The 24,535-nt window shown below is 36.0% G+C and carries 18 protein-coding genes; 7 read left to right on the top strand and 11 right to left on the bottom strand.

Annotated elements, in window-relative coordinates:
* Positions 1–38: 38 nt before the first annotated feature.
* Positions 39–2,381: an outer membrane beta-barrel family protein gene (locus A1704_RS13225; RefSeq protein WP_062674102.1), complete on the bottom strand. Its 2,343-nt coding sequence runs from the start codon at positions 2,379–2,381 to the stop codon at positions 39–41.
* A gap of 93 nt (positions 2,382–2,474) precedes the next feature.
* Between A1704_RS13225 and A1704_RS13220 the strand changes: the two genes are divergently transcribed.
* Complete coding sequence (locus tag A1704_RS13220) at positions 2,475–5,276, top strand: GH92 family glycosyl hydrolase (RefSeq protein WP_062674100.1); 2,802 nt, start codon at positions 2,475–2,477, stop codon at positions 5,274–5,276.
* A gap of 20 nt (positions 5,277–5,296) precedes the next feature.
* Entirely contained in the window at positions 5,297–6,067 is a 771-nt protein-coding gene (locus tag A1704_RS13215; protein WP_062674098.1) for a hypothetical protein, read from the top strand.
* A gap of 46 nt (positions 6,068–6,113) precedes the next feature.
* Here the strand turns inward: A1704_RS13215 and A1704_RS13210 are convergent, their stop codons facing one another.
* On the bottom strand, positions 6,114–6,836 hold the full coding sequence (locus A1704_RS13210) for a phytanoyl-CoA dioxygenase family protein (RefSeq protein ID WP_062674096.1): 723 nt from the start codon (positions 6,834–6,836) through the stop codon (positions 6,114–6,116).
* 6 nt (positions 6,837–6,842) lie between these two features.
* Positions 6,843–8,093 (bottom strand): dicarboxylate/amino acid:cation symporter, encoded by a 1,251-nt coding sequence (locus tag A1704_RS13205; RefSeq protein WP_047434424.1) that lies wholly within the window; start codon positions 8,091–8,093, stop codon positions 6,843–6,845.
* A 220-nt stretch (positions 8,094–8,313) separates the two neighbouring features.
* On the opposite strand from A1704_RS13205, the gene A1704_RS13200 reads away from it, so the two are divergent.
* The 4 genes from A1704_RS13200 to A1704_RS13185 all read left to right on the top strand — a co-directional run bounded on the left by A1704_RS13200 (position 8,314) and on the right by A1704_RS13185 (position 14,190).
* Positions 8,314–8,802, top strand: a complete 489-nt coding sequence (locus tag A1704_RS13200; RefSeq protein WP_062674094.1) for a BON domain-containing protein — start codon at positions 8,314–8,316, stop codon at positions 8,800–8,802.
* A gap of 6 nt (positions 8,803–8,808) precedes the next feature.
* A complete protein-coding gene (locus A1704_RS13195; RefSeq protein ID WP_062674092.1) occupies positions 8,809–9,228 on the top strand; it encodes an SH3 domain-containing protein in 420 nt (139 codons plus the stop codon).
* A gap of 96 nt (positions 9,229–9,324) precedes the next feature.
* Complete coding sequence (locus A1704_RS13190; protein ID WP_062674784.1) at positions 9,325–12,093, top strand: TonB-dependent receptor; 2,769 nt, start codon at positions 9,325–9,327, stop codon at positions 12,091–12,093.
* Between the two features lie 237 nt (positions 12,094–12,330).
* Positions 12,331–14,190 (top strand): CocE/NonD family hydrolase, encoded by a 1,860-nt coding sequence (locus A1704_RS13185; RefSeq protein WP_062674091.1) that lies wholly within the window; start codon positions 12,331–12,333, stop codon positions 14,188–14,190.
* Between the two features lie 173 nt (positions 14,191–14,363).
* Here A1704_RS13185 and A1704_RS13180 read toward each other — a convergent pair whose 3' ends face one another.
* The 3 genes from A1704_RS13180 to speB all read right to left on the bottom strand — a co-directional run bounded on the left by A1704_RS13180 (position 14,364) and on the right by speB (position 17,050).
* The gene (locus A1704_RS13180; RefSeq protein WP_062674782.1) at positions 14,364–14,972 is read right to left on the bottom strand and encodes an alpha-ketoglutarate-dependent dioxygenase AlkB family protein; all 609 of its coding nucleotides are present in this window, start codon (positions 14,970–14,972) and stop codon (positions 14,364–14,366) included.
* 307 nt (positions 14,973–15,279) lie between these two features.
* On the bottom strand, positions 15,280–16,122 hold the full coding sequence (locus A1704_RS13175; protein WP_082798782.1) for a bifunctional helix-turn-helix domain-containing protein/methylated-DNA--[protein]-cysteine S-methyltransferase: 843 nt from the start codon (positions 16,120–16,122) through the stop codon (positions 15,280–15,282).
* Positions 16,123–16,192: 70 nt separating this feature from the next.
* Positions 16,193–17,050: an agmatinase gene (gene speB, locus A1704_RS13170; RefSeq protein WP_062674087.1), complete on the bottom strand. Its 858-nt coding sequence runs from the start codon at positions 17,048–17,050 to the stop codon at positions 16,193–16,195.
* A 212-nt stretch (positions 17,051–17,262) separates the two neighbouring features.
* On the opposite strand from speB, the gene A1704_RS13165 reads away from it, so the two are divergent.
* Complete coding sequence (locus A1704_RS13165; protein WP_062674086.1) at positions 17,263–17,922, top strand: HAD family hydrolase; 660 nt, start codon at positions 17,263–17,265, stop codon at positions 17,920–17,922.
* Positions 17,923–18,004: 82 nt separating this feature from the next.
* On the opposite strand, the gene A1704_RS13160 is transcribed toward A1704_RS13165, so the two are convergent.
* From A1704_RS13160 to A1704_RS13140, 5 genes are all read right to left on the bottom strand, one after another.
* A complete protein-coding gene (locus A1704_RS13160) occupies positions 18,005–19,399 on the bottom strand; it encodes a type III PLP-dependent enzyme domain-containing protein (protein ID WP_062674083.1) in 1,395 nt (464 codons plus the stop codon).
* Between the two features lie 122 nt (positions 19,400–19,521).
* Positions 19,522–20,397 carry a tyrosine-protein phosphatase gene (locus tag A1704_RS13155; RefSeq protein WP_062674081.1) on the bottom strand — a complete coding sequence of 292 codons (876 nt, stop codon included), beginning with the start codon at positions 20,395–20,397 and terminating at the stop codon, positions 19,522–19,524.
* 179 nt (positions 20,398–20,576) lie between these two features.
* On the bottom strand, positions 20,577–21,224 hold the full coding sequence (locus A1704_RS13150) for a thiamine diphosphokinase (protein WP_062674781.1): 648 nt from the start codon (positions 21,222–21,224) through the stop codon (positions 20,577–20,579).
* A complete protein-coding gene (locus tag A1704_RS13145) occupies positions 21,214–21,783 on the bottom strand; it encodes a cob(I)yrinic acid a,c-diamide adenosyltransferase (RefSeq protein ID WP_041461407.1) in 570 nt (189 codons plus the stop codon). The genes A1704_RS13150 and A1704_RS13145 overlap by 11 nt, the downstream gene beginning before the upstream one ends.
* Before the next feature lie 180 nt (positions 21,784–21,963).
* Positions 21,964–24,384: a TonB-dependent receptor plug domain-containing protein gene (locus tag A1704_RS13140; RefSeq protein ID WP_062674079.1), complete on the bottom strand. Its 2,421-nt coding sequence runs from the start codon at positions 24,382–24,384 to the stop codon at positions 21,964–21,966.
* Positions 24,385–24,535 lie beyond the last annotated feature (151 nt).

Genomic DNA, 24,535 nt, shown 5'->3' with positions numbered 1-24,535 from the left:
AGAATGGCATGCATCAAAAACAATTTAAAGTCAGAGTATTAATTGGCTCTGTTCTTTTCATCAAACCTTACATTGCGATCCATTCCTTTTACTTTTTTATTTCCAAAAGTATAGGTTGCTGATAAAGTAAGTCTTCTGGCGTCGTAGTAATTATTGTAAGAATGTGTTCCTGTTGTATAATAAATTTCTCCCAGACTTTTGCCTTGCTTTAATATATCTGAAACAAATATATTCAGCTGAAGGTTCTTTTCCATAAGATTCAGCTTCATCCCTGAAGTAAGATTTCCAGCAAACTTCATATAGGAATTTCCGGAATTGGAAGGCAGACGGAACCAGTAATTCAGAATCAGCTGTATTGTTTTACTTTGATTGAGTGATATATTATTCTGAAAATCGAAATCATAACTATTCCCTTTTCTGGCAAGAGCATCGGTTGCAAAAACATCCGTATTCATATAAGAATAATTGGCCGAGTAATTCGCTTCCCATTTTTTGAAAAAAGTATCTGAATAGTTAAGGGAAACTCCCATGCTGTTCTGGTTGTAATAATTTTCAAAAGTACTCACCCTGTTTTCTCCTTTCAGGGTGGCAAGCTGACTAAATGCTTCCACGGTTCTCTGAAAATAAGCTGATGCCGATAATTTTCCTTTGTACACGTAGGAAAGTTCAAAATTATGATTGATAGAGGGCTTCAGGAAAGGATTTCCGGTAAAATAAGAATTGATATTGATGTACCAGCGGTAGGGATTGATCGCTCGGAATCCCGGTCTATTGATTCTTTTGGAATAATTCAGGTTGAAAGTATGGTTTTCATTGCTTTTATAGCTGATATAGGCCGTTGGAAAAAATTTCCCATACGAATTTTCAGTCTGCTGTCCGGAAGTTAAAGAATTTCCGTTGACCACCGAATATTCGTAACGTAAACCTGCTTTTGCCGACCATTTTTCGTTGAATGACTTTTCAAAACTTATATAAACTGCATAATTTTTTTCGTTATATTCAAATTCATTGCTTTTCAAAGGATCTGTAATATATTGTCCGTTCGTTAAGTTCTGATAAAATATACTGGAGTTATTATCAAAATTGGTGAATTTCACTCCAGCTTCTGTCTTTGCAAACTGATAAGGCAATGTAAGATCCGCCTGCCCGGAATAAATTTTATAATCCACCATAGAAGGCGATTTTACCACAAATCTGTCTCCCGAACTCTCTGTTGTAGTAAAATCAATAATTGTTTCCGGAGTATTGGAAAAATAATTTCCTGTGATACTCAGTTTATTATCCTGTTTCCCGAATTTCAGATCATAATACGCGCTGGCCGTATGTTGTCTTCCTGTAGCTCTGTGCTCTGCATCGGTGAGTAGTGTATTGGTATAAATCCCATTCTGGAAATAGTTTGAAGTATTTCTGATATCCATATTGGAATGTCCGAATCCGAAATCATAAATAAATCCGACATTGGACTTTTTACTTAACTGATAATCCAAACTTAAATTGGCCCCCAGTCCATCCCCGAAATCTCTTCTGTTATCGTTACTTTTAAGACCATCTTCACCTTCTATCCAATAGTTTTCATAGGAATGTTTTTCATTTTTATTCTGTCTCAGCTTTAAGGAAGAACGCAGTTTTTCGTTCTGATAATTTACGGTTACACTGTTTGAATTCCCGGTATAGGTTTGCTGCTGAAGACTGCTGGTAAGGCTTCCACTCCATCCCAGGTTTTGATTTTTCTTTAAAACAATATTGATCAATCCGCTGTTTCCCTGTGCTTCATATTTGGCAGGAGGTGCTGTGATGACTTCAATTTTTTCTATATTTTCAGATCTGAGACTTTTGAGATAGGTAACCAGTTCAGCATCTGACAAATTCAGAATTCTGTCGTTAATCATTACTGCCACCCCACTTTTCCCAACGATGGAAACTCCGGTGTTATCATCTACTTTAACCAGAGGAGTTGTCGCAAGAGCATCCACAGCATCCATCCCCTGTGAGGCAACAGAATTGGATACATTGAAAACCAATCTGTCTGCTTTTCTCTCAATCAGTTTTTTTCTGGCAGTAAGCGTAACCCCTTCGATTTGTTTTTCATTCTTTTTTTCAATAAAAAAGTCCTGTTTTACTGGTCCGTTAATAGCAATATCTTTATGGGATATTTCAATACCATCCTGGATAAGTCTGATAGTATAGTTTCCGTTTTCTAAAAGTTTCAGAGAGTAATTTCCGTTTTCATCCGAAATAGCAGTCTGCTGCTTCTGATCTTTTACGGCAATCACCTCAATGTAGGGAACAGCATTTCCGGTTTGGGTGATCTTCCCTGTTATACTTTGGGCCAATGCAGCTAAGGGCAACAGCATAATTACAGCAAGTAGTGTCTTCTTCATGAATTATATCGTTTTTAATAAGACAAACCGTAATGTTCTTTTATTACATCTCTTTTACTGTTTTTCAATATCTTCGTTCTTTAAAATCAAAACATGAAAAAAGGGCTTATTGCATTTTCCATATGTATTACTCAAATTATTTCCGCACAGAATTATTCCCAATATGTCAACCCCATGATAGGAACCGGAGGCCATGGTCACACTTTTCCAGGGGCAATTGTTCCTTTTGGAATGGTACAGCTTTCTCCCGATACCAGAATTGACGGAAGCTGGGACGGATGCAGCGGATACCATTATTCGGATTCTGTCATCTACGGTTTTTCTCATACTCATTTAAACGGTACAGGAGTTTCTGATTATGGAGACATTATGCTGATGCCTACTATGGGAAATCCAAGCCTGAACAGCAAAGACTATTCTTCAAAATTTTCGCATAAAAATGAAAAAGTAACAGCAGGATTCTATGCTGTAAAATTAGATAAAAATAATATTGATGTTCGCCTTACAACGACAAAAAGAGTCGGGTATCATGAATACACTTTCAACAATGCCGGAAATGCCAATATCATTTTAGACCTCAACCACAGAGATAAGCTTCTGGAAGGTGAAGTAAAGATTATTGATGATACAACCATTGAAGTTTTCAGAAGAAGTGAAGCGTGGGCTACCAATCAGTACATCTATGCCAGAATTGTGTTTTCAAAGCCTATGAAAATTTCAAAAAAAGACACCAATGGAAAAGAAGAAGACAATCTTTTTACGGGGACAAAACTTGCTCTGGCATTTTCAGCTAATGTTAAAAAAGGAGAAAAGATCAATGTAAAAGTCTCTGTTTCGCCTACAGGCTATGAAGGAGCAGTAAAAAATATGCTGGCAGAAGGAACATCTAATGATTTTGAAGCAGTAAAAAAACAGGCAGAAACGAATTGGGATAAAGAACTTTCCAAAATTGAGGTGAAATCTGATGATAAAAACAAATTAGCTGTTTTTTATACTGCACTCTACCATGTTTTCACACAACCGAACATCAATATGGATGTTGACAGAAAATACCGAGGCAGAGATAACAAGCTTTATACCGCCAATGGTTTTGATTATTACACTGTATTTTCACTTTGGGACACCTTCAGAGGCGCTCATCCGCTGATGACTTTAATTGACAGAAAAAGAACTGCTGATTTTATCAATACCTTCATTAAACAATACGAACAGGGAGGAAAACTTCCGGTATGGGAACTGGCTTCCAACGAAACAGAATGTATGATTGGCTATCACTCTGTTTCCGTCATTGCAGATGCTATGGCTAAGGGAATTCAGGGGTTTGATTATGAAAAGGCATTTCAGGCTGCAAAAGGTTCTGCCATGCAGGATATTTTTGGTTTGAATGCTTACAAACAGAATCATTATATCAGCATAGATGACGAGCATGAAAGTGTTTCCAAAACAGTAGAATATGCCTATGACGATTGGTGTATTGCTCAAATGGCGAAAATTTTAGGCAAGAAAGAAGACTATCAGTATTTCATGAAACGTTCTCAGAACTGGAAAAACCTTTACAATCCAAAAACAGGTTTTATGCAGCCAAGAAAAAACGGGAACTGGTATGAGCCTTTTGATCCGAGAGAAGTCAATAACAATTATACGGAAGGAAACTCGTGGCATTATTCATATTCTGTACAGCAGGATATTCCGGGGCTTATTGCAGCGCATGGCGGAAAAGAAAAATTTGAACAGTTCATTGATGCTATTTTTACAGCACCTGATAAAACAACGGGAAGAGAACAAGTGGATATCACAGGATTGATAGGACAATACGCCCAGGGAAATGAACCAAGCCATCACATTGCTTATTTATATAATTTCGTTGATAAGCCAGAAAAAACAGATGCAAAAATCAAATACATCCTTGATAATTTTTATAAAAATACACCTGACGGCCTTATCGGAAATGAAGACTGTGGCCAGATGAGTGCATGGTATGTTTTAAGCTCAATGGGAATTTATTCTGTCACTCCGGGATTACCGGAATGGGAAACCACAACGCCTTATTTTGACGAAATTAAAATTCATCTTGAAGACGGTACTACCAGAACAATTACCAAAACTACTGGCAGAGCTGGACTTAAAAAACTGGGATTCGAAAATGTGAAATCGGCTAAAGATTTTAAATATGCTGAACAAACCGCTTCACCAGTAATTGCTGCAGACAGAATTTTTGATTTTTCTACCAAGGTAGAAATCACTCCACTTAATGCCAATGACAAAGTGTACTACATGACGATAGATGAAAGTGACAGCAATAAAAGAAAGACGTTCTCTACCTATAAAGGACCATTCTCCATCACCAAAACCACTCAGGTAATGGCTTATGCTGAAAGAAACGGAGAAAAAAGTTCTGTAACCACAGCTCACTTCAACAGAAGACCTAATTACTGGGATATTAATATTTTATCAAAAGTGACACCACAGTACAGCGCTACCGGAAACCTTGCTCTTATTGACGGTATCAGAGGAGATGTGAACTGGAGAAAAGGGGAATGGCACGGATATCAGGGACAAAATTTTGAGGCAGTCATTGATTTTAAGTCCCCTAAGAACATAAAATCATTATCTTCCACTTACCTTCAGGACAGCAAAGCATGGATTATAATGCCTAAAAAAGTAGAATATTACGCCTCCATGAACGGAAAAGATTTTGTCCTACTGAAAACGGTTGACAATACTATTGATCCTAAGGATGAAAAAGTACAGATCAAAGACTTTTCAACAGAAATTCTTCCTACCGAAGCACGATATATTAAAGTAAAAGCTTACTACTTCGGAAAACTTCCGGAATGGCATCAGGGAGCAGGCGGTGATGCTTATATCTTTATTGATGAAATTGCTGTGAAGTAAAAAAACAAAAAACAACACCTATGAAAAAATTATCATTACTACTCTTTTTACTTTTAAGCATTATAAAAGTTTCAGCTTGTAAATGTGTATATGAAACCTTAGCATACAATTATCAAAATTCAGAATTTGTAGGTATTATCAGAATTTTGAAAGTATATGGCGAAAATACTGAGCAAAGATCCTATAAAGCAGATATTGAAATTGAAAAAGTATATAAGGGAGCTAAAACATTCAAAACGATGAATGTGAGAGGACTCATTGGAAATTCCTATTCCGGAGCTTGTGAAATTGATGTCCTGGTCAATGAAAGATATCTGATCTTTTTAAACCAATACAATAACACCTATTCCATTTCATCCTGTACTCCAAAATCAAAACTGGAAAATAAACCAACAAAAGATGAAAAATCGTGGCTTAAAAATCTGGAAAAAGCCTTTACTTATTTAAATAATAATACATTCAGGTTTATAGGCTTACAGTTTACCCGTTGCTATGATGAAACCCGAACCGAATATAGATCTGATTTATCAAAGATCAGTGGATTCAAGCCTAAGCAGTCTTTTGCTATCTATAAAGTAAAAATAGATGATACATCAAAAATTCAGGAAATTACTCCTGTTACAACTTTTGGAAGTAAGGATAGTATGATTGAAAATATACTGAAAACAAAGATGAAAGTCTCCACACCAACATCTTTCTGGGATCCCAACCCTAAAGAAGGCCTGCTATTTCTCTCCTATCATAAAGAAAATATAGACAAGCCGTATGGTGAAATCATCTCCTGTGATTAATACTAAAATAAACCCTTCTTCAGAATTTTGAAGAAGGGTTTATTTTTCAATTCATTCTTTCCGACCATTGCAGGACTTCCGGAAGTTCCATATCAGAAAATTCGATGTGGATGACTCTTCTTTTCTTTCCGTTGGTGGTTCGGTTGGAACCATGAAGCGTTAAAGGTTTCATCAGCATAATTCCCCCTTTTTCTACGTTGCAGATTTCTTCTGTTTCTACAGTCCAATCAATAGTCTCGGGTCTGTAAATGCCTTTTGCATGAGATTTGGGAACTACTTTCAATGCTCCGTTATTTTCATCCGTATCATCCAGATGGATTCTGATGGTATAGATATTTTCCAAAACGTTGAGTGGAGGCTGTACCGCAAACTGATTTTGTTTGGTGGTCCAAGGTCCGAAATTAGCGAGTTCCAACTTCTTATCCACAGAAATAGTAAGATCCTGATGATAGGCCACATACCAGTTGGAGGTTTCAGGCTTATCAAAATAGATACTTTTAACCACAAAATATTTTTCTCCAAAAATTTCCTTTATCACTTTCCGGATGTTTTCATTAAACACAAGATCTTTGATTTCCGGAACTTCTTTTAAGAACTGCCTGATAGCAAAAAGGTCTTCAGACTTTCTAAAATTTTCTTTTGAAGTGTCTATATTTTGCAGAACAACATTGATGTCTTCCAGTTCTTTCTGCGAAAACACATCATTGATAACAGCAAAGCCATATTTTTCAATATGGCTTTTATGATTTTCTAAGTTGTTTAAACTCATTGATATTTAAATTTTGTCTAATGGTTCAGTTAACTGCCCTTCCCATTTTGAAACTGCTGTGGTTGCCAGCGTATTTCCAAGTACGTTGGTCATACTTCTACCCATATCACAGAAATGGTCAATTGGTAAAATCAAAGCAATACCTTCCGGCGGGATACCAAACATTGAACATGTTGCCACAATAATTACCAGAGAAGCTCTTGGAACTCCTGCAATCCCTTTTGACGTAAGCATTAGTACCAAAAGCATAGTGATCTGCTGTCCAAGGGTCATTTCGATTCCGTAGATCTGAGCAATAAAGATTGAAGCAAATGTCATGTACATCATACTTCCATCCAGATTGAATGAATATCCTAATGGTAAAATAAAAGAAACTACTCTGCTGTTACACCCGAATTTCTCCAGTTCTTCCACCAATTTCGGGAATACTGCTTCTGAACTTGTTGTAGAGAAAGCAATTAGCAAAGGTTCTTTAATTCTTTTTAAAAGGTCAAAAAGACGGTTTCCTAGGATGAAATATCCTACCAGTAAAAGGACCAGCCAAAGAACTCCTATAGCAAAGAAGAAGTCTCTTAAATAAATAGCATATACTTTAAAAATTTCAAAACCATTGGTGGCCACTACGGCTGCAATAGCTCCCAATACTCCAAGCGGAGCAAACCACATGATATACCCTACCATTTTAAGAATGGCGTGAGCAATAATATCAAATAGTTTCACAACTGGTTTAGCATATTCTTCTCCCAGATTAGCCAAAGCAACTCCAAACATCACCGCAAATACAACAATCTGCAGTACTTCGTTGGTAGCGAAGGCTTCAAATAAACTTTTAGGAATCATGTGTTTTACGAAATCTTCCATGGAAAAACTTTTGCTGCTTTTAAGAAGTTCGTCAGCAGAAGCGACATCCTGAATTGGTAATTTGGTAACATGTCCCGGCTCCAGCCAGTTAACAAGGATCAACCCGATAAAAAGGGAAATCAGAGAAGCTGAAATAAACCAAAGCATGGCTTTTGTACCTACTCTTCCAATCATTTTGATATCACTCATTTTGGCAATCCCTACTACTAATGTCGTAAAAACCAATGGAGCAATAATCATCTGTACCAATCTGATAAAAACCGTTCCCAACAGTTTTATGTTTTTAGAAAAGGGTTCTGCACTATCCGGATAGCTCACGTGTACAATACCTCCGATTCCTACTCCCAGAAGAAGGGCAATGATAATTGCTATAAAAAGTTTATTCTGTCCTTTCATATATATAGTTCAATTTGCGCAAATATAATGGTTTTTCAATTGGCAGACGATTTTCTTCTATAGAGTTGAATTTTACATTAAGTTTTTAATCCCCAAAAATTAAAACCCTGGTTTAGAAAATATTGTAAAAAAATTAAGAAACATTTATTGACTTTTTATTCTTTTGGTACAAATTTTATTATTACATTTGAGTGTATAACAACATTAATAAATATACAATATGAAAAAAACTATTGCAATGGCTGCATTAGCTGTAGCTGTATCTTTCGGTGCTATTTCTTGTAAAAAGAAAGTTTCTGATGCCGACCTTCAGACTCAGGCTACAACTATAGTAACTTCTAATCCCAATGCTTCTGTTGAAGTAAAAGAAGGTGTAGCTCACTTAAGCGGTACTTTCGCAGATCAACAGTCTAAAGACGCAATGATTGCTAAATTAAAAGCCATCAGCGGAGTAAAAGACGTAATGGATATGTCTACCGTAGCAGCTCCTGCACCTGCAGCACCAGTTGAAACGGCATCTGCTGTAGATCCTGCTGTTCAGAAAAAAGTTCAGGATGCAGTGAAGGATTTCCCTTCTGTAAAAGTGGAAGTTGTCAACGGACAGCTTACTCTTACAGGAAATGTTTCTGCTTTGCAGGCCAGAAAAATCAAGGAATCAGTAGATGCTTTGAAAATCGGAAAGTATAACAACAACCTAATCGTAAAATAATTTAAGATGAGCCAATTACAAGATAAATATTCAAGTGTAGTTTCAGCGGCACAGTCTGCAGGGATCTCCAATCTTCAGGTTCAGGAGCAGGACGGAATTCTTTATGTTTCCGGAAATGCTTCCAATACTGCAGCTAAAGATGCTGTATGGAATGCTCTGGGAGCTATTGATTCTACTTATTCTGCTTCAGATATCAATATTGATGTACAGGTTGCAGGTTTGGCTTCAGGTGCTTCTTTAACAGTGGCTACTGAAGAATCTAATCTTAACATCAGACAGGAACCTTCTACTGAAGCTGCCGTTGTAGGTAAAGCTGCAAAAGGTTCTTCTGTAACTCTCATTGAGCAAACTTCTGATGACTGGTGGAAAGTAAAAAATGCTGACGGCCAGGAAGGATATGCTTACTCAAGATATTTAAGAGCATAATTTTTATTAAAAAATAATAAATTTTCACAAAAAAAGCATAGAAACATCCCAACTTTGGGATGTTTTTATATTTTTACGGCTCTGAAAAAAAAACTAATGAAGAAAACTCTGTTGCTATTGACTTTGATGTTCACTGTCATTATTCTGCACGCCCAAAAGTTACACATTGACGGAAAAATATCCGATTCCGAAAAGAAAGCGATAGAAAATGCCACCGTCTATCTTTTGAAACAAAAAGATTCATCCATTATCAATTATACGGCAACCAATAGGGAAGGGAAATTCTCGCTGAAGATTGATGATATGAAAGAACCTTCCATTCTCAAAATTGATGCTGATAAATTATCTTCCTATTCAAAAAAATTCGAAAAAATAGATCAGTCGCTATCTCTGGGAGATATTCAGCTGGAGAAGCAAGGTATTGTAAATAAAATTGATGAAGTAAAAATCACCGTTTCACCGGTAAAAATTAAAAAAGACACTATTGAATTTAATGCAGCTGCTATCAAAGTACGCCCAGACAGTAAAATTGAAGAGCTTCTGAAGCAAATCCCCGGTGTAGAAATCAGCAATGAAGGAAAGATTACCGTGAATGGCAAAGAAGTAGACCAGATCATGATCAATGGAAAGCCTTTCTTTGATAAAGACGGTAAAATTGCTCTTCAGAATTTACCCGCAGATATTATTAAGAATATTCAGTTCACCACCACCAAAACCAAGGAGGAAGAACTCAGCGGAAAAGCAGCAAAATCTCAGAATACCACCATCAATTTTAATATTGATGAAAAGAAAAATAAAGGTTTACTGACAAGACTTACGGTCGGCTATGGATCAGACAAGCGGTATGAAGCAAGCGGACTGGCCAGTTATTTTAAGGGTGACACGAAAATAAGCCTATTGGCTTCTTCCAATAATATCAACTCTCAGGGATTCTCCAGAGATGAGGTTTTTGACAGTATGGGAAATGGCCGGAATGCCTGGATGATGCAGGGAGGATCTGTCTCAACGGTAGGAAATGTGACTTACTATAACCAGGGAGGTGGTACGAAAGGAATTCAAAGGTCTACAACAATTGGGTTAAATTACAGTGACAAGCTGGGAAAAGATGCCGATCTGGATTCCTTCAGCCTGATGCATTCCGATTCCAATACGGAAACAAGATCTAAAGTTTCAAGATCTACCCTTCTCCCTACTTACACGCTTCAAACCAATTCTGAAAGCAATGGTGAAAATGAGTCCAAACAATACAGCTTTGATACTTCGGCTAAAATCAAGCTGGATTCTATGACGAGTATCTATCTTTCTCCAAGATTTACGAAAAACAGCAGTTTCAATTTTAATAATTCACGTTCATCTACTTTAAATAATGGCAAACTTGTAAATGAAAGTAATGCTTATTCAAGTAATGATTCGGAAAGCAATTCATTCAATCCATACCTCTATTTTTCAAGAAAGTTCAGGAAAAAAGGACGTTCGGTTTCCGCTAATATGAACAGTTCCATTTCTGAATCTAAAAGAGATAACCTGAACCAATCTCAAAATACGTTCTATCAAACTAATGGAACCACAAAAGACAACAGGGATCAGTTAGCCAAAAATAAAAATCAGAACAGCAGTTTCAATTTTACTGCCGGATATACAGAACCTGTTTCCGATTCTTCAAGTGTAAGTTTTGAATTGAAATATGAAACCCGATCTTCCAGAGATTTGAGAAATGTAAATGATTTTGATAATACAACAGGAGATTATACTAAATACAATCAGCTTTTATCCAACAATATGAAGCAAAGAATCAATCAGATATCTCCTGAGTTGACTTACCAGATTAGCAAAAAGAAACTGAATTTCTGGGCTTCCATGAATCTTGATATTTCGGATATGAAGGTAAATTCTATTTATAACGGCCAGCAATATGACCTTCAGAAAAATTTTGTACTGCCCCAATATAATGTGAACCTTTACTATCAGCTGACTGAAGGAAAAACCTTAAGCTTTTACAACTATTCCAACTTCACCATTCCGACAGCAGAACAACTGACTCCTTATAAAGATGAATCCAATCCTTTGATTACCTATCAGGGAAACCCTGACTTAAAAAATACCTGGACTAACAATCTTTATTTATATTTCAATAATTATAATAAAGTGAAAGAGTTCAGCTACTATTTCAATATTGGTTTTACGTACAGAAATAATGATATCATCAATTTTTCCACCTATGATAATGCAGGAAAACAGGTAATCACTTATGACAACGTAAGCGGAAATAAAAGCATCAATGCCGGCGGAGGTTTCAGTAAAGTATTGAAATGGAAGAATAATAAACTTATTATCAATCCAAGATTCACCATGAATTATGCTTACAATAACGGTTTTATTGATGGGCAATCTTTCACCAGCAATTCTTATAATCTAAACCCAGGTCTTAATCTTACTTATGAAATTAAAGATAAAATGACGATCAAGCCCTCTTACAGACTTGGATATAGTTTCTCCAATTATACCAATTATAATGTAACCAATGTAAATACAGCGAATCAGTCATTAAAACTTGAACTGACCAATTATATACTGAAAGGCAATCTCGTATTTGGAAACGATTTTGAATACAATACCAATTCCAATATTGCTCCGGGCTTTAAAAAAGATTTCTACTTCTGGAATACCAGCCTTGGATATTCATTCTATAAAAAACAGTTTACAGCAAAAGTAAAGGTGTATGACGTTTTAAATCAAAATCAAAGCGTGAGAAGAACCATTACCGATTCTTATTTTGAAGACCGTGAAGATCTCATCCTGAAAAGATACATCATGTTCTCCATCAGCATGAAACTGAATAAATTTGCAGGTAAAAAGACGAAGTAAAGCAACATCATACTTCTGTATATATTTTGATAATGGCCGGATCTTTCCGGCTATTTCTATGGGGCAACCTGAAATATAATCCTGAGCTCCGTTACAACTGAAGATATAATATTCCCCTCCTCCGGAGGGGTGGCGAAAATTCAAAGAATTTTTGACGGGGTGGTTTTTACAACAACCTTTTAAACAAGATTATTAATAAACATGTTTTTATTTTTAAATTAGCGGTAAATTTTTTTTATGAAAATCCATATTTCAGTATTATGTATTCTTTTTTTCATTCATGGAAAAGCTCAGAAAACGGAACAGAAAGATACCTTCGTTAAAGACAATTTCACCAAGAAAGAATTTTATATTCCAATGCGTGATGGCGTGAAACTTTTTACTGCGGTATATATTCCGAAAGATATATCGAACAAAAACAAATATCCGTTCCTGATGCAGAGAACCTGTTACAGCATTGCACCGTACGGAGAAAGTGAATATAAAGCAAAGGTAGGTCCCAACACGTATCTTATGAAAGACAAGTATATTTTCGTGTATCAGGACGTACGCGGAAGATATATGAGTGAAGGCACTTTTACCAATATGACTCCGCAGGTGGAGCGCAAAACCAAAAAAGATGTTGATGAAAGTACGGATACATATGACACCATCGAATGGCTTTTGAAAAATGTGAAAGATAACAATGGTAAAGTAGGCCAATTCGGAACATCATACCCGGGATTCTATACTGCTGTAGGAACGTTGTCACAGCATCCTGCTTTGGTAGCTTCTTCACCACAGGCACCGATTTCCGATTTCTGGAATGACGACTTCCTTCACAACGGAAGATTTATGCTAGGCTATTTCAGAACATTTCCTGTTTTTGGCGTTCAGAAAACACAACCGGAAGAGCAGGCATGGTATATGGATTCTTTCATCAAACAGACTTCTGAAGACGGTTTGAAATTCTACAGAGATATGGGTACGCTGAAAGATGGATATGAAAAATATTACAAGAATAATTTCTTCATGACAGAAATTATGAATCATACCAACTACGATGAATTCTGGCAGAAAAGAGGTCTTCTTCCTCACCTGAAGAATATTAACCACGCTGTAATGACTGTCGGAGGATGGTTTGATGCAGAAGATCTTTCTGGTCCTCTGAATATTTATAAAACTATTGAAAAGACAAGCCCTAAAGCTAAAAACACCATAGTAATGGGACCTTTTTCCCATGGCGGCTGGTCTCAGGAGCAGGGAAAACATTTCCACAGTGAAACGTATTTTGGAGATAGTATTGCTACTTACTACCAAAAAAATATTGAAACAAAATTTTTCAATCATTACCTGAAAGGCAATACCAAAGAAGATGCAGGACTTCCTGAAGCGCTGATGTATGATACCGGTGCTAAAGAATGGAAAGAATTTGCTTCTTACCCTCCGAGAAATGCTCAGAAAGTGAATTTCTATCTGGCTGATAAAACCTTGAAAAAATCATCAGGACAAGGCTATTCTGAATATTACAGTGATCCTAATAATCCTGTATTGAGTTCAGATCACTTAAAAGATTTTAATGGATTCACTCCAAAAAATTATATGTCAGAAGATCAGAGATTTGCTGTAGGAAGACCAGATGTATTAACTTTTACTACCGATGTACTGACTGATGATATTACATTTGCCGGAGAGATTATGGCTAAACTGAATATTGCTTCCACTTCTACAGATGCTGATTTTGCCGTAAAATTAATTGATGTTTATCCTGAAGATTTCAAGCCGGCAGAAAAGAAAGAAGGTGTTATCTATGGGAACTATCACCAGATGGTAAGAAGTGAGATCATGCCTGCAAGATTCAGAAATACCAAAGAAAAGGGAGAAGCTTTGGTTCCTAACCAGAAGACGGCTGTAAACTTCAGACTTCAGGATGTGGTTCATACCTTCAAAAAAGGACACAAAATCCAGATTCAGATCAGCAGTACGTGGTTCCCACTTTTCGCCATCAATCCACAAAAGTTTATGGATAACCCGAATTTTGCCAATAAAGAGGATTACACCAAGGCATTTATCAAAGTATATAACGACAGCTCTATTGAAGCTGATGTTTTAAAATAAATTGAAAGAGCTGTTCGTTTGAACAGCTCTTTTATTTTTGAGGAGTTGAAGTTTTTGTTTTTAGGTTTTGGCTAAAGCCCGATGATTTTGTTCTTTTTTTTTAAGTGGGCTAAAGCCCACTTCTATTGATAAAGGTAATAAACAAAAATTGTGGATAAATATTCTTTTAAAAACTATTCTTCAATGGTTCTGAAGGTCAGGTTTACTCTGGGTGTTTTCACTTTTGTAGTGGGAGGAAGTCTATGAAGCCAGTGGTCCTGAGTGGTTCCTTTCATAATTAATAAGCTTCCGTTTTCGAGGAATATTTCTGCCTTTTCTTTGGTTGTTTTATGTTTGAATAAAAATTTTCTTTCCGCTCCAAAGGTTAAAGAAGCAATAGCTCCATGTTTCTTCAGATCTGTTTCCCCATCGCTGTGGTAAGCCATACCTTCGCTTCCGTCGTGATATAAATTGAGCAGACATGAATTGTAGGTTTCGCCCGAAACTTCTTCACATTTTTTCTTCAGTTCCAGTAATTCGGGAGTCCAGAATTGGGCATATTTTGTTCGTTTCGAATAGGTATATTCAAAAGCTTTTTCTCCAAACCAGGCTACTTTCCTTTTAGTTAAAATTAATTTTCCAAAAATCAGTGCTTCATCATTTTCCCACGGAATCTGGCTGAGCAGATAATCATAGTAAAAATCTGATTGTTCTTTGGAGAAAACCTTACCGTAATAATGAACAGTTCCATCATGGGGAAGGATATTCAGTGGATAATCTGATATTTCTTCGAAGAGACTCATCATAGTTTTCTAATTAAATGTTTTTATTATTAAACACAAATTACACCAATGTTTTTCACAAATGACACGAATTTTATATCAATAGAAACAGACTTTAGTCGAAATTTAAATTTAATATTTTTCAACCGCAAAAGTCACAAAAGATTCTTTCATTAAACACAAATGGCACCAATGTTATTCACAAATGACACGAATTTTATATCAATCGGAAAGAACTTAAGCCCATTAAAAAAAATAATCTAATCCATTGGCTTTAGCCAAAACTTAATAATGTAGATTCCTTTTGTGCCTTTTGTGATAAAATATTTTAAGAGTAAATATGGGATCCTTCCCAACCTACAATAAGCTGCTTCCTATCACTTCCCCATCTGTAACCTCCCAGATGCCCTGTAGACTGAATCACGCGGTGACATGGAATAAGAAATGCAACCGGATTACTTCCGATAGCCGTTCCAACAGCTCTGGAAGCTTTAGGATTCCCAATTTTTTCTGCCAGGCTGCCATACGTAGAAAGCTTTCCCATCGGAATGGTCAATAGACTTTCCCATACTTTCAACTGAAAATCGGTACCTTTTAAGTGTAGTTTTATTGTGTTGAGTTTTGTCCAGTCTTTATCGAATATGGACAGTGCATTCTTTTGAAGAGCATCCTGTTTTTCAATAAAAGAAGCATTAGGGAACTTTTGTTTCAGTTCCCCGAATGCTTTTTCTTTATCGTCTTCAAAAGCCATATAGCAGATTCCTTTTTCTGTAGAAGCTACTAATAAATTCCCGAAAGGACTTTCGGAAAAACTGTAATGAATACTGAGGCTTTTTCCTCCGTTTTTATATTCTGCCGGAGACATTCCTTCAATCTTTACAAACAGGTCATGAAGCCTGCTGGTACTGGAAAGGCCCGTCTCATAAGCGGTATCAAACAAACTTGCTTTTTCTTCCTTCAATAAATTTTTAGCATGTTCAAGACTGATGAACTGTAAAAATTTTTTCGGACTTGTTCCTGCCCAATCTGTAAAGATCTTCTGAAAATGAGCCGGGCTCAAGTGAATATTCTCTGCCACTTCCTCCAAACTTGGCTGAAGCCTGAAATTGCTCTGGATATATTCTATCGCCTTGGCAATTCTGTTATAATCTATCTGACTTTGTGTGGACATCATATTATTGTTTTTACCTCACAAATTTCCAAAGAATATACGGCAGAAAAAATCCGATTCTTGCGGAATATTAGTTGTTGTTATAAATATCGTAGTAAGCAAGCATTTTGTAATATAACTTCGCAGAAAGGAAAGCCGTTGGCTTAGCCATTGGAGAATCCATCAATTCTACAATGTCAAATGCTACTACGTTACATTTTTCAAATACTTTTCTTAATAATTCCAGAGTTGGGTACCATTGTAATCCACCTGGCTCAGGAGTTCCTGTAGATGGAGCAATAGAAGGATCAAAAGCATCTAAATCTATTGTGATATAAACATTTCCTGATACTTTCTCCAATACATCATTGATCCAGTTTTCGTTGTTGGCAATTTCGTGAGCAAAGAATACTCTTCCTTCAGGTAAATATTGCGCTTCTTCAATATCCATAGAACGGATTCCCACCTGTACCAGATTATGCTTCTGATTCGCTTCAAAAACTGCACAAGCATGGTTGGAAGTAGAACCGTGGAACTCAGGACGTAAATCTGTGTGAGCATCCAACTGAAGAACAGTAAGGTTTTCAAACTTCTCTCCTACCGCACGGATAGAACCGATAGAAACAGAGTGCTCTCCTCCAAAAAGAGTAAATAATTTACCATCATTGTTCAAAAGTTCTTTTGTTTTCTGATAAACCGCTTCCGTCATTGCTTCCGGTGAAGAATTTTCAGAAACTTCTCCTGCTAAGTAAACTCCCTGTAAGTAAGGTTCTGTTTGAGTTTCAATATCGTAAAGCTCCATGTTTTCGGAAGCGTTTAAGAATAATTCCGGACCTTTATCAGCTCCTTTCCCCCATGTTGAAGTTCCATCATAAGGAACAGTTACCAACATTACTTTCGAATTCTCTAACGTTGCGTTTTCCTCGGGAATTCCTGCGTATGTTCTCATGCTTTATTTAAAAATTTTAATGTTTTAAAATTGAAATATTGACCACAAAGATACAAAGAGTTTATGAGTTGGAGAGTAAGAGTGTAGGAGAGTTTATGAGGATCAGAATTTACCACTCATAGTATATTATCTTCTACCTAAAACCTATCATCTGTTACCTCTTCCCTTTCCACTCTCGACTCAAATAGCTATTTTTGTATAAAACTCATTATATGCCTTTAAAAGCTGTACTTTTCGATATGGATGGAGTCATTGTAGATACGGAACCATTACATAGAAAAGCTTATTTCAAAACTTTTGACGAACTGGAAATTGTAGTTTCCGAGGAGCTTTACACCTCTTTTACTGGTGCTTCCACCAAAAGAGTCTCTGAGGCATTGATTAATGAATTTAATTTAGATCAGACTTATGAAGCCATTGCAGGAATCAAAAGATCTCATTTCAAAGATTATTTTGATAATGATGATGAGTTTGACTTAATTCCGGGAGTAAGAAAACTGATCGAGCATTATCACGAAAATGGAGTCAAGCTGATTCTGGCTTCTTCTGCAACGATGGTAACCATCAATATGGTTTTTGAAAAATTCGGACTGGAGCAATATTTCAGTGGAAAGATTAGCGGCGCCGATTTAAAAGAATCAAAACCTCATCCTGAAGTTTTCTTACTGGCGGCAGAAATGGCCGGAGAACCTGTTGAAAACTGTATGGTGATTGAGGATTCTACCAACGGAATTCTGGCAGCTCACAGAGCAAAAATTTTCTGTGCCGCATACAGAAGTCCACATTCTAAAAATCAGGATTACACGTTAGCAGATACAGTAGTTTCTGATTATGAAGATCTGGAACTGGACAAAATTTCAAAATATTTTTAGATAAAAAAGCTCTCAGAATCTGAGAGCTTTTGTTTTCTATAAGTTTTGGTTAAAGCCAATTGACTTTTCTATGATTGTAAAATTATTTATAACCAAGAAGTTTCAATACATCTTCAGGTTCCTGTTTTTCACGGAAAATTTCGTATTGCAATTCACCGTTTTCATCTTTCTGAATCAGGACGTGTCTTGGCTGAGGCATCAGACAGTGGTGTACTCCACCATATCCTCCGATGGTTTCCTGATACGCTCCAGTGTGGAAAAATCCGATATACAGAGGTTTTGTATCACTGAAGACCGGTAAATAAATTGCGTTGGTATGCTGTTCTGAGTTATAATAATCATCCGAGTCACAAGTCAGTCCTCCAAGGAATACTCTTTCATACGTATCTTCCCAACGGTTAAGCGGAAGCATAATAAAGTGTCTTGAAATTGCCCATGTATCAGGAAGAGTGGTCATGAAAGAAGAGTCAATCATATTCCATTTTTCTCTGTCGTTCTGACGTTTCTGAGAAATAATTTTATAAAGATTTGCTCCACTTTCCCCTACGGTAAAGCTTCCGAACTCAGTATAGATATTAGGTTCTTCCACCCCTTCTTCTTCACAGAATTTTTTGATCTGAGAAACGATTTCTTCTACCATATACTGATAGTCATAATCAAAGTTCAAAGAAGTTTTGATTGGGAAACCACCTCCGATGTTCAATGAATCTACTTCAGGAGCGATTTTCTTCAAACGTGCATATACACGAAGACATTTGTACAATTCATTCCAGTAGTAAGAAGTATCTTTAATCCCGGTATTGATGAAGAAGTGAAGCATTTTCAATCTTGCATTCGGATGTTCTGCGATCTTCTGACTATAGTAAGGAATGATATCTTTATATCCGATTCCTAGTCTTGAGGTATAGAATTCGAACTTCGGTTCTTCCTCTGATGCAATTCTGATTCCGATATTAAAGGTAGAATCGATGCTTTCCGTAAGTTTATCCAATTCTCTGTAATTATCAAGAATCGGAGTAATATTTTCAAAACCGCTGTTGATCATATCTGAAATCTTTGCCAGATAATCATCAGTTTTGAAACCATTACAGATAACTTCAATATTTTTATCTACTTTCTCTTTTTCATAAAGAGACTTTACAATATCCATATCATAAGCAGAAGAAGTTTCTATTGAAATATCATTTTTCAATGCTTCTTCCAATACAAAATTAAAATGACTGGATTTTGTGCAGTAGCAGTAGGTATAATTCTTTCTATATTCGGTTTTTTCAAAAGCTTCTTTAAACCAGCTTTTTGCTTTCTGAATATTTTGAGAAATTCTCGGCAGATAGCTAATCTTTAGCGGAGTGCCAAATTGTTCAACTACGTCCATGAGTGGAACGTCGTGAAACAACAAATTGTTCTCAGAAACATTAAATTCCTCCGTAGGAAAATATAATGTCTGATCAATAAGTTCCGAGTACTTTATTTTCATTTCTAAACAAGTGAATTAAGAAATGCAAAATTGCTAAAAAACTTTCATTTTTAGGTGTTAAAATTATTATAATTTTAAATAAACACCCAATATTGAATCTTGTAGAAATTTATCTCTGATAATCAATACGTAAACTTTTGAATATATTCATTCCTTTTGGCATCTGAAATCCCTAATACCTGCTGAATATAGCCATCTGTAGAACCATACTTCTTATTGATCTCCTCAAAAGCTGCATCAAGATATCTTTTTTCTACCCAACTCAATTTTTCCAGCACCTGCAAATCCATTTTAGGATAGAGGAAATGTAAGGTATTGGCAAGGCGTAATCTTTTTTGAACAAGATTTTTTCTGTAATTATTGGATAAAAGATATTCGTTGTAAATAGTTTCTTTATCAAATTTCAGAATGGTAAGAATTAATGCGGTGGTAATTCCGGTTCTGTCTTTTCCTGCGGTACAGTGGTAAAGAATCGGATCTTTGGACTCCAGAATTTCTGTAATAATCTTTTTTATCGTTTCCGGGTTTTCTGTCACATACTCACGATAGAAATCAATCATTCTTTTATCTGCGTCGGAAGCGTTTACTTTGCCTTTAAGAACTAGCTTCTTGGCCTGAGCCAGTTGATCTCCTTCATCTTCAAACGCTGAATATTTTTTGTAATCCGTTTCTGAAGGTAGCTGATCCGGTTTTTCAGCAATTTCCTTTGAGTTTCTAAGATCAATAATTTCTTTGATCCCGAGTTTTTCAAAATCGTCAAAAGATTTCTTTTTAAGCTTATGAAGATGGGCACTCCGGTAAAATTTTCCTTCTTTTAAAGTTCTTCCATCTGCATTTTTGATATTTCCTACCGTACGGAAATTAATTACTTTCTTGATATGAATTACTTTTTCAGTTTCATTTTTTCCATATTCGGGTGTTTCAAAATGCTGTGTTTTGCATGAGAAAATACAGCATAATGAAATGGTAAAAACTGATATTTTGATTAGTTTATTCAATGGTTTTTAATAAGTTTTGGCTGAAGCCAATGGATTCTTGTATTTTTATTAAACGGGCTGAAGCCCGTTCCTATGGATATGATATTAGTGCCATTTGTGAAAAACATTGGTGTAATTTGTGTTTAATGACAGTCTTTTTTTACAATGGGTAAAGCCCATTTCTATTGATTATAATCACTCTAATAAATTGCCGGATATTCAATCTCCTTGATCCCTACAAAAAACAAGACATCCCCTGATTCATACTCTATAGAAACCTCATCTTCAACAGCGAAATTCCGGGTTCCTATTCTTGAAGTGATGCTTAGACTTTCATTGGTCAAAGGCCAATTGAGACCTTTTGTTGTGATATTATTTACTGATGGAAACGGATAAAGAGAGATCATTCTGTTTTTCACTCCTTTCAGTGTGAAATAATGGGGAATAAAATAATACTCTGAAAATTCATCGTAAAATTTTATTTTTATCTGCTCTTTGAATCCATAGGCAACAGTAAGATTTCCCAGAAAATGATCCTGTTCGCCTCCACTTCCTCCAAAAACATCAACTTCTGAAAAACCTCTTTCCTGAATGATTTCCAACGCTTTATGAAAATCTGTTTTTTCCTGATCTAACGTAAGGATAAATTTCCCTTCATACATATCTTCATCTGATCCGGAATGAGAATCAAAATCACCGGAAATAAAATCCAGCTTATCCAAAGGAAAGCTCATTCTTTTTAAATAATGGAAAGCCCCGTCTGTACAGGCAATCAAATCATAATTTTCCGGATCGGGTAATGATTTTGGAACATCACCGTTGATGAAAAGTAATGCCTTATCTCTCATTCGGATTCCAGTATTCTTCCGGTTCATTGTTCAGTTTTGAAATATATCTGGCCAATACAAAAAGATAATCTGAAAGCCTGTTTAAATATTTAATCAATTCGGGACGCACTTCTTCTGATTCATTCAGAAATACCAGTGAACGTTCTGCTCTTCTGCAGATGGTTCTTGCTGCGTGTAAAAAAGTTGCCGGTTTTCCTCCACCTGGCAGGATAAAATACTGAAGCGGTTCCAGCTTTTCATCAAAAGCATCCATCCATTGTTCCAGCTCTTCAATTTCTGTTTCTGAAATAATAATCGGAAGACGTGATTTCCCGTTGGCAAGCATCAGCTTATCCACAGGGGTTGCAGCCTCTGAACCTACAGTGAATAAATCAAACTGGATTTTCTTCAGCTGTCTCAACACTTCTTCATCTTCGATATGGCTTTTTGCAATTCCGATGAATGAATTCAGCTCATCTATATTTCCATAACTGTCTACTCTTGCACTGGCTTTGGAAACTCTTGTTCCGCCATACAATGCAGTCTGACCTTTATCTCCTGTCTTTGTATAAATTTTCATAGTACTAAAATACCTTTTTTTATACAATGTAAAAAGTAAAATGTAGTAATAACTTCCTGTTCTATCTTAAAAAATAAAACTGACATTAGAAATTAATGTCAGTTAGTATTTGCGTAGATGGCTTTTATATCTTTTGGGGTTACTTTGTCTATATTAAAGCACTAATTATTTATTTATACATTAAAAAGTGTAATTAACATTAAGCTGAAAAGTGGTTCCGTTAAATCCAAACTGGTTGACCTCCCACGGATATTTGAATCTTCCTCCAAGATCTGTCACTACATCTCCTTTGCTGTCTATGACGTCCGGGTAAATATTAAATAAATTATTTACCACTCCGGAAACTTTAAGATCATTCGTGATTTTATAGGTTAAAACGATGTCTGTAACTACTTTACCAGAGAATGTCTGATCTTTGGCAGGATCCGTGGCATGCTGCCATGTAACCGAACCAAAATATGTATTATTAAGGTTAAAATTAAACTTGGTAATGTCATACGAAAGACTCAGAATCGTTTTTGTTTTTGGTCTTGCAGAAATGATTCTGGATTGTTCTTTTCTATCAAAAAAGTTTTCTGAGTAACCATTTTGAGCCAAAATCGGTGGAACGGCAATATTATCTACTATTTTAGTTTCGTTATAATTGAAAGCAGCAATAATTCCCAGTTTTCCTTTGCCAATAGCAGAAGTATAATAATTAGCTACAAAATCTACCCCTTCAGTTACCGTATTCACAGCATTGGTGAAAAACTTCAGAGAGGTTATTTTATTATTGTTTAATATTACTTCTACAGGGTTTGTTAGGTCCGGACTTCCCGGAGCACCGGTTTTGTATCCAATATCTCCAGAGAAAAGTACCCTGTCTTTAATTTTTATTCTATAATAATCTGCTGTAATAGTAAGGTTTTTAAAAGGTTTTACGGCCAATCCTCCTGTAATGTTAAAGGCTTTTTCAGCATTTAATTTAGGTACCCCAAGGTCAGATCTTATAATTTGAGAGTCGTTATTAAAAGTACCCTGATTAGCAACCGTATTCCCTGTAATTTTGGTTTGAACATTAGAATAATAAATCTGGTGTAATGAAGGAGCACGGAATCCAGTAGAAACAGATCCACGGAAAACCAATTTATCATCTAGTAATTTATACCTTGCATTTCCTTTCCATGAAACATTATTTCCGAAATCACTGAAATTTTCATACCTCACCGTTCCTCCAACTAATAAGTTTTTCGTAACATCCCATTCCGCATTCAAATAAGCTCCGATATTCTGACGGTTTTTATTGACTTCATTTTGAGGCTGCAGTCCTGGAAAAGATTCTGCACCACTTCCTATATAAGATGCTTCTTCTCCTGCTTTTGCCTGATAATTTTCATTACGTACTTCAGCTCCGGCTCCTAAAACAAGCGCACCAAAATCCCGGCTGATATCTACGTTTCCTATAATGTTACTGAACTGGTGCCCACCTGCTTTAAAATAAGTTGGTGAATTTGCTCCTAAAGAAGTATTAATGGTATTTGCTACAGCATAATCTACGGCATTAGAACCAAAGGTTGCACTTCCATCAAAACTCCATTTTCCAAACATACCTTTCCATCCGGAAGTTAAATTATAATCATAAACATCTGTTTTAAATTCCGGTTGAAATCCGTTGTAAGGTTGTCCTTTTGGAGTTAATAAACCAAAATCTGAAGTTACCCAATAAGGTGTTCTATACAAAGCAAAACTGGTCCCATTTCTGTAAGTCGTACCCCCAAAAGCATAAAATTTGCCTGTTTCACCTGTTGGCAATTCAAAATTCACAAACATATTGCCCACTTTGGTCTCCGGCTGCCCTATAATCATTCCTAAACCGGGATTGGCCTGAGTCCAGGCATTATCCACGCCAAAAAGTTCATCTTTTGTAACAGAACCTGAGCGGTTTGTTTTATTTTGAGAGGAAAATCCGAATGTAAGATTCAGACTTCCTGTTTTTGCTACTTTGATTCCCGTATTAAAATCTGTTCCGATATTAAAACCGTCTCCCTTTGAAGTAATACCTGAAAAAACATTGACAGTGCTTTTCCCTACACTGTTCTTAAGAATAATATTAATGACCCCTGCAATAGCATCAGATCCGTATTGTGCAGACGCTCCATCCCTCAGGACCTCTACGTTTTGTAAGGCTGCTGAAGGAATACTTTTCAGATCTGTACCTACTTCACCTTTTCCCGGCGTATCGTTTACATAAATTAAAGCACTTTGATTTTTTCTTTTACCATTCACCAAAACCAAGGTTCTGGAAGGTCCTAATCCTCTTAAATCTGCCGGATCAAAGTGAGCTGTCGCATCAGAAACAGTTTGTTGTGATGAATTAAAAGAGGGAACAGCATAGGTTAAAGCTTTGTCAAAAGTAACCTGACCTGTGGATTTTAATTGTACGGCGGAAATATTATCAATAGGAATTGCTGAGGTAATGATGGTTCTGGGCTTTGTTCTACCCGTAGTAACCACCACTTCATCTATTTTATTTTGTTTTATGCTGTCCTGAGCATATCCCATAACACCAGTTCCGCTTAATACTAAGACATAGATTTTTCTATTAAATAAATTTTCCTTCATGTTAATTGTTAATTATTCAATAAAACTAGTGAAAAAATCAACATTGAACACAAAAATAAAAAATATAATAACAATCTTATTTAATATTTGCGAAAATTATGCCATTTCATTAAATCATAAATTAATACACGAAACGTAAATTGATTTATTA

Origin of the sequence: Chryseobacterium cucumeris, from assembly GCF_001593385.1 — a bacterium.
Classification (GTDB): domain Bacteria; phylum Bacteroidota; class Bacteroidia; order Flavobacteriales; family Weeksellaceae; genus Chryseobacterium; species Chryseobacterium cucumeris.
Note: the sequence above shows the minus strand (reverse complement) of the source record. Positions and strands in the feature narration are given on the sequence as shown.